This window comes from Anabaena sp. UHCC 0204 (assembly GCF_009711975.1).
Taxonomy (GTDB): Bacteria; Cyanobacteriota; Cyanobacteriia; order Cyanobacteriales; family Nostocaceae; genus Dolichospermum.
Map to the genome: position 1 here is coordinate 1 of NZ_VIKW01000079.1, position 2,573 is coordinate 2,573.

Below are 2,573 nucleotides of genomic sequence, written 5' to 3' on the forward strand. Positions count from 1 at the left end.
CCCTCCTCACTCCCCACAGCGTTTCCAGTTTCAAATTCAGGGTGAAATTTATCAGAAGTCACGCTATCCCTTCTGTTAAATTATACAACCGCATAATCCGTATATTGCCGCATTTCCGGAGCTTGAAACCCTAACACAATATCTTCCTTTGCCACCCCCAGATCCACAAGTTCTTGGGCTACTCTCATTTCCGTCATATTTTGCTCAATCCAAATCTTTCCCTGCTTAATATCCAAATGTAAAACACAACCATATACCCGCCGATGGCCATCCCATCCCACATTCATGACCTGGTAATGGTCTTGTTTCGGATCAAAAACAGTGTAGCAATCTATCGACCCATTAGCGATGGGGATAGCAGCGTAATCTGTCAACAACGACTGAATTATATGCCGATAAGACTCTATGGTATCCATTGTACAATTACCTCTTGAATCGGGTCATAAATAATTTGTTTAATTTGATATCTTTCTAATGAAATTTGTGCAAATTCCCGCTTAAAAAAAGTTTCATAGGCAACCACAGGCACAGCTAAATAGAGAATACGAGTTGGATCACTGATTTCTAAGGCCAGCCGATAATTCAAAAACTGTCCTAACGCAGCATGGTAATCGGTCAGTGGTGAATCACTCAAAAAAGTTTTAATCTCAACTGCAATTTTTTCTTGGTCTCGCTCTGCTGCTAATAGTTGCTGGGCACCTAAATCAATTTCAAACTTTGTTCCGCCTACTTCCAGTCGCAGGGGGTCATCGGTTATCTGCCACTGCTCCTTTTCCAAAGCAATTCTAACCACAGCATGAAATCTATCTTTAGCTGCCATCGTTATCTTTCTCTAATTTACTTGCAATTATAGAACAATTGAAATAAAGAGTGCGCCATCGCACGGCGGGCGTAAACCAACTATGCAATCACTGTGATCACCAGAAGAAGCAGAGGGGCAGGGAGCAAGCCCTTCCTCTCTGCGCGGAGCGGAGCATGGGTAAGAAGCCCCGCCCTTCCAGGGCGCTCGGCTGGGGCGGGGTACAAGCTTTGTCCCAGTCTCTCCCCCCTGCTAGAAAGCTCCCTGCTCCCCTGCTTCTTTTGACTGTAACCGCACGCACCAAAAGCCATCTAGTGCGTTAACCAAATATTCCCAACCAGAGACCGCCAAGTTAGACATGAAGTTCCCTGCACATCTACTTAAAGGATAGAATAAAATAAAAGCTTCCTGAAAGCTCCCTTCCAGGAAGCTAGATGTCAGTTGTCATGTGATGGTTATTTCCCAGATGGATATCACTAATGTTGAGGTTAGCCCAGTAGAAATTCTCCCTCCCTCCGCCAGTCAAGTTGTATCTCGTGATACTTCTGCATCTGTTACCGCCGAATTAGTAGAGGAGGTGATTCGCCAATATTATTACCGCACACCTGCTGTAGCAAATGATGAGGAGTTGATTTTGGCTTGGGCAGGGTCACAGAACCGGGAACAAACTAAGCGAAAATACTATCGCTTTGGTCAAAAATTACTCGCTTGGTTGGAAAATCAAGGTGTACGGGATTTACGGCTGGTTCAGCCACCAAAGTTACTGGAATTTATTGCTAGTTGGGGTGAGGTTTCCCCTTATACTAAATCTAACCAGGTGCTAATGTTGCGATCGCTTTGGAGTTATGGTCATGGGGAGAATGTTGGCTATTTTTTACGGAATATTGCCAGTACCATAAATTACGATAATTTCAGTGACTTACCGAAGGCAGAGCGTTATTTAGAAGATTGGGAGATGGCGCAGTTGGCTGATGTTGCCCAGCGATTGGGGGAGCAGTACTGGCTGGTTTTTTCTTTGCTTTTTTATAGTGGGATGCGGGTGGGTGAGGTTGGTCGGGTGACGGTTCCTGGTGATAAACCGGGTCAGCCGAAGGAAGATTATCCGGGTTTATATTGGCACAACTTTAAATGGCAACCCGACCCGATACCGTCAGATAGGTATCGGGGGTATTACACAATTAAGTTTCGGGGCAAGGGGGGGAAGTACCGGGAGATAGGTTTGGACCACCAGACTTCGCTGATATTTAAGAAGTACCGGGGGATGGCAGGTGAGAAGATGCCAGTGTTTCCGAATCTGTCACCTGACCCGAAGAAGCGGGGTTTGCCATTGAGTGACCGAGCGATTAAAAAGTTGATTCAGGATATATCTGAGGTGGCCAAGGTGAAGTTTTCTTGCCACTGGTTGCGCCATTCTCATGCGTCGCGGGCGGTGGATAGTAAATCACTGTTTGAGGTGCAAGACCAGTTGGGGCATAGTAAGAGTGATACGACTAAGACCTATGTTCGTTCTAAAAAGGATGCGGGAACGGGGACTGTGTTGCCGAGGTTTTGAGGAGAAAGGGAGCAACGCGATTTTGTGAAGTCATGGTTTAATTCTCAATTACCACGGGTTATTCTCAATAAATAGGTCTTGATTTTCCCATTTTCATCTCTTTTAGGTAGCGATTCCTACGGAGCGCCTCGCTATCGCTAAAAAATCCTGTAAATTATATTACCAATTTTTTGCACCTCACAAAATCGCGTTGCTCCCAGGAGAAATGTGATCCATTAAGTA

At 45.3% G+C, this 2,573-nt stretch carries 3 protein-coding genes; 1 reads left to right on the forward strand and 2 read right to left on the reverse strand.

Annotated elements, in window-relative coordinates:
* Window positions 1–80 precede the first annotated feature (80 nt).
* Both FJR04_RS24625 and FJR04_RS24630 read right to left on the reverse strand, forming a co-directional pair.
* Complete coding sequence (locus FJR04_RS24625) at window positions 81–416, reverse strand: XisI protein (protein ID WP_168499815.1); 336 nt, start codon at window positions 414–416, stop codon at window positions 81–83.
* Window positions 404–820 carry a XisH family protein gene (locus FJR04_RS24630; protein WP_039203728.1) on the reverse strand — a complete coding sequence of 139 codons (417 nt, stop codon included), beginning with the start codon at window positions 818–820 and terminating at the stop codon, window positions 404–406. Before FJR04_RS24630 ends, FJR04_RS24625 begins: the two co-directional genes overlap by 13 nt.
* A 430-nt stretch (window positions 821–1,250) precedes the next feature.
* On the opposite strand from FJR04_RS24630, the gene FJR04_RS25785 reads away from it, so the two are divergent.
* Window positions 1,251–2,351 (forward strand): site-specific integrase, encoded by a 1,101-nt coding sequence (locus tag FJR04_RS25785; RefSeq protein ID WP_254445400.1) that lies wholly within the window; start codon window positions 1,251–1,253, stop codon window positions 2,349–2,351.
* The last annotated feature ends 222 nt before the right edge of the window (window positions 2,352–2,573 follow it).

Coding starts and splice junctions, on each gene's coding strand:
- FJR04_RS24625 (WP_168499815.1), bottom strand. CDS start 416: ATGGATACCATAGAGTCTTATCGGCATATAATTCAGTCGTTGTTGACA.
- FJR04_RS24630 (WP_039203728.1), bottom strand. CDS start 820: ATGGCAGCTAAAGATAGATTTCATGCTGTGGTTAGAATTGCTTTGGAA.
- FJR04_RS25785 (WP_254445400.1), top strand. CDS start 1,251: ATGGTTATTTCCCAGATGGATATCACTAATGTTGAGGTTAGCCCAGTA.